Origin of the sequence: Streptococcus sp. 2154 (genome assembly GCF_013277255.1) — a bacterium.
GTDB lineage: Bacteria > Bacillota > Bacilli > Lactobacillales > Streptococcaceae > Streptococcus > Streptococcus pseudopneumoniae.
In genome coordinates, this window is the sequence record NZ_VMMK01000060.1 from 39,472 (window position 1) to 43,072 (window position 3,601).

A 3,601-nucleotide genomic window follows, 5' to 3' on the forward strand; every position below is an offset into this window, starting at 1 on the left:
TGAGCTGACTTCGTCAGTCTTATCTACACCCTCAAAACTGTGTTTTGAGCAACCTGCGGCTAGCTTCCTAGTTTGCTCTTTGATTTTCATTGAGTATAATTCAATTACCATTATTTTCTCCGATTTCTTGATAGTTTATAAAAAACCTAGGCTGTCACTCCTAAACAGTATGACAACCTAGTTTCAACAATTTACATTTTATAGGAGCGCATTATTTTGCTTTTGCTGCGTACTCTTCGTTACGTTTAATCATTTGTTTTCTGTACCAAGCAAAGATACCGATATAGAATACAAGGAAGACTACTGCACCAAGAATTGCTTTGATATCACCAGTTGTAGTGTTACCAATTGTCCAACCAAGAAGTTTTTCGATTGGTCCTTCAAGAGTAGAGTGAGTAATCAATTGAGTTTGGCTCACACCTTCTGGGAAGGCACCTACACCTTTAGCAAGTTCTGTTGCAAATGGTGCGATAAGGGTACCTGAAAGAAGGAAGAGTGGCAACAAGAGTGTTCCGAAGATAATCATACGGAGCAATTTACCACGTGTTACAACCAAGAGAGCTGGAGTAACACCCATAGCGATGATACCTGCAAGTGGCAAGATACCATTTCCGACTTTTGAAAGAAGCACAGCTTCAATCAACATGATTGGTGCAAGTACGTTGGCACAAGCCCAGATTTCAGCACGACCAGCGATGAATGGCCAGTCAAGACCGATGTTGAATTTACGTCCTTGAAGACGTTTAGTAGCAACGTTTGTAATACCTTGTGATAGTGGTTCTACGGCTGCGATGAACCATGAACCGATAAGTGAGAAGAGTTCCAAAGATACACCGGCAGTCAAACCAAGAGACAACCATCCTCTGATAACAAGACGCCATTTATCTGCATCTTCAACTCCTGCAATTGGATGTGGAGTTCCCATAATACCGATAACGATACCAAGGATGAAACCGATGAAGAATTTAGAACCCCAGAAACCAATTTTCTTGTTCAATTTAGCAGCATCAAAGTCATATTTATCAAGTCCTGGGAAGAATTTTTCAAAAATCTTATCCAAAACCATGATAACTGGGTTCATCATGTAGTTCATGTGAGTTGATGTCATTGGTGATGAACTTGGTGCGTTAAGAAGGTCGTCAAATGTAGGTTTCATCAAGTCAGAGTTGATAATTTTCAACACACCGACAAGGACGATAGCTGCTGTAGCAATAAAGAGTGAAACCCCTTGGCTCACACCGTTGTTGTCTGCATACCATTTAATCAAGAGACCTGTGATAGACAAATGCCAGATATCGAAGATATCGACGTCAAGTGTATCAGTTTTCTTCATAGCAAGCATTACTACGTTGACAATCAACATGATAAGCAAGAAGTAAAGTGTCCAAGCAGATCCCCAAGTGATTGTTGCAAGTGGTGCCCAACCAACGTCAGTGATACTCAATTGGATACCAGTGTTTTCAACGAATTTTGCAAGTGATGCTGAGAAAGCACCATTTAGCATACCGATGATAGCTCCGATACCAGTAAGAGCGATGGCAAGTTTGATACCACCTTCAAGCGCTTTGGAGAATTTCACTCCAAAAAGTAGAGCCAATAATGTCAAAATGATTAACATGATGACAGGTCCACCCATATCTAAGATAGGTGTGAAAAATTCTTTGATTAGGCCAAAGATTGCATCCATAACAGTTCCTCCCTTTTTTATGTTATATGAATGTTAACAAATTAAAATTAGCTTAATCCGTGTTCTTTGATAGCTGCTTCAATATTATCAAATACTGGAGCACTCATTGCTGGGATACGGAATAAGATTGGTCCAGCTTCGATAACTGGAATACCTGGGTCAAAACCAAGGTCTGTCGCAGCAATTGGTGTGAAGATGTCATAACCTTTGATAAGGTCTTCATTAACGTCTTTGACCATTACCGCATCACAGTGAACATCAAAACCACGGTTTGAAAGTTCTTCTTCAAGAGCACTTTTAATTTGGTGGCTTGAGTTAACACCTGCACCGCAGGCAGCAAGAATTTTAATCATATGGATTTCCTCCGATTTAATATTTTTAATAAACAAGATTAAGCGATTGCTTCAGCTATATAAGCATAGAGGGCTTCTGGTTCAGAAATTTTTGATAGGTCTTCAAGATGACCATTTCCAGTAAAGAAGTCCATCAACTGAGCAAGAATATTCGTTTGACTTGAACTCGAGTTATTGATGATAAAGAAGAGCAAGGATACTTCTACTTCCTTATCCGGTGCAATCATATTGTGGAAAGTCACTGGTTTTTCTAATCGAACGACCACAACTTTTTCAGCCAGATTATGAACAATATCTGTGTGAGGAATAGCCACATTCGGCAAATCCTTACCCAAAAATTCCATATCTAAGCCAGTTGGAAATGACTTTTCACGCGTAATCAAGGCTTCACGATAGGTTGGAGTCACGATTTCTCGTTCCTCCAATAAAGTAGCAACCTGATCAAAGAGATGTTCTTGATTATCCGCTTCTAAGCAAAACACAAGGTTTTTGTCAAAGAAATGATCTAATCCCATAAGGTTTTCCCTTCTTTCCATTAACTTTATGCTATAAGTATAACACTATATGTAATCGTTGTCAATAGTTTTCTGTTGATTTTTGTCTTTTTTTATACTTTTGTTGTGTTTATAGTTTGTTATATAAAAATAAACAAACAAATATTCCAAGTATTTTTCTGTTCTAATACTCAATGAAAATCAAAGAGCAAACTAGAAAGCTAGGCACAGACTGCTCAAAACACCGTTTTGAGGTTGTGGATAGAACTGACCAAGTCAGTAACCATATCTACGACAAGCCGACGTTGACGTGGTTTGAAGAGATTTTCGAAGAGTATTATTTTCCTTCTTTATCAGGAAATAGATAGCCAATCCCTACACAAGCCAGCACACCTGCTCCAATCACCAAGCCACTTGAAATTGGCAACAGGTCCAAAATTGCATTTGCGATGATAAAGGCAATAATCAAACACATCAGACTAGCCTTGTAGTCTTTTTTCAAAAGATTCTCTAGAGTGAAAAAGAGGAACAGACCCACCGGAATCAAAGACCATAGGCTGACATTCAAACTTGGCTAGCCAACAGAACCAAAATACAATACTGTCACTGCTGCTAATAAAAAGACAATTCCCAATAATTTTTTCATTTGTTTATCTCCAATTTTTTTATGAACTTGAGTTCTCTGATAGTGAAGCCTCACGTCCCTTACAAAAATCATTATAGTAGAGGTCAGTTTCAAGAACAAGTTCTTTTGCCTATCTGGTCTCTATATCAGTCTAAGTGGTTAAATAATGGCGATAAAATAAGGAAGCAGGGTAAGCGCGTCATAACAAGGTATCTATCATTCATGGAAGACCTCCTGTATACTATTAGTAAAGTAAAACTATTGGAGGATATTTTAATGCCACAACCTATTGTTCCTGTAGAGATTCCACAATCTCGAAATGATAGAAGAGCTTTTGGATAAGGTGTTGCTCTATGACAATTCATCTATCTAGCCTAGGGCAGGTCTATCTCGTGTGTGGGAAAACGGATATGAGACAAGGCATTGATTCACTGGCTTATCT

3 protein-coding genes and 1 pseudogene are annotated in these 3,601 nt (G+C 38.6%); all 4 read right to left on the reverse strand.

Going from position 1 to position 3,601, the window contains the following annotated elements; translation table 11 throughout:
• Nucleotides 1–211: 211 nt before the first annotated feature.
• Nucleotides 212–1,687, reverse strand: a complete 1,476-nt coding sequence (locus tag HT693_RS09930) for a PTS galactitol transporter subunit IIC (protein ID WP_023940029.1) — start codon at nucleotides 1,685–1,687, stop codon at nucleotides 212–214.
• A gap of 47 nt (nucleotides 1,688–1,734) precedes the next feature.
• Nucleotides 1,735–2,040 (reverse strand): PTS sugar transporter subunit IIB, encoded by a 306-nt coding sequence (locus HT693_RS09935; RefSeq protein ID WP_000590547.1) that lies wholly within the window; start codon nucleotides 2,038–2,040, stop codon nucleotides 1,735–1,737.
• Nucleotides 2,041–2,078: 38 nt separating this feature from the next.
• The gene (locus HT693_RS09940) at nucleotides 2,079–2,555 is read right to left on the reverse strand and encodes a PTS sugar transporter subunit IIA (RefSeq protein ID WP_000521974.1); all 477 of its coding nucleotides are present in this window, start codon (nucleotides 2,553–2,555) and stop codon (nucleotides 2,079–2,081) included.
• 316 nt (nucleotides 2,556–2,871) lie between these two features.
• A pseudogene (locus HT693_RS09950) lies at nucleotides 2,872–3,180 on the reverse strand (hypothetical protein).
• Nucleotides 3,181–3,601 lie beyond the last annotated feature (421 nt).

What these genes read in the sequence shown, in the direction of transcription:
- HT693_RS09935 (WP_000590547.1), bottom strand. Translation starts at nt 2,040, where the DNA reads ATGATTAAAATTCTTGCTGCCTGCGGTGCAGGTGTTAACTCAAGCCAC.
- HT693_RS09930 (WP_023940029.1), bottom strand. Translation starts at nt 1,687, where the DNA reads ATGGATGCAATCTTTGGCCTAATCAAAGAATTTTTCACACCTATCTTA.
- HT693_RS09940 (WP_000521974.1), bottom strand. Translation starts at nt 2,555, where the DNA reads ATGGGATTAGATCATTTCTTTGACAAAAACCTTGTGTTTTGCTTAGAA.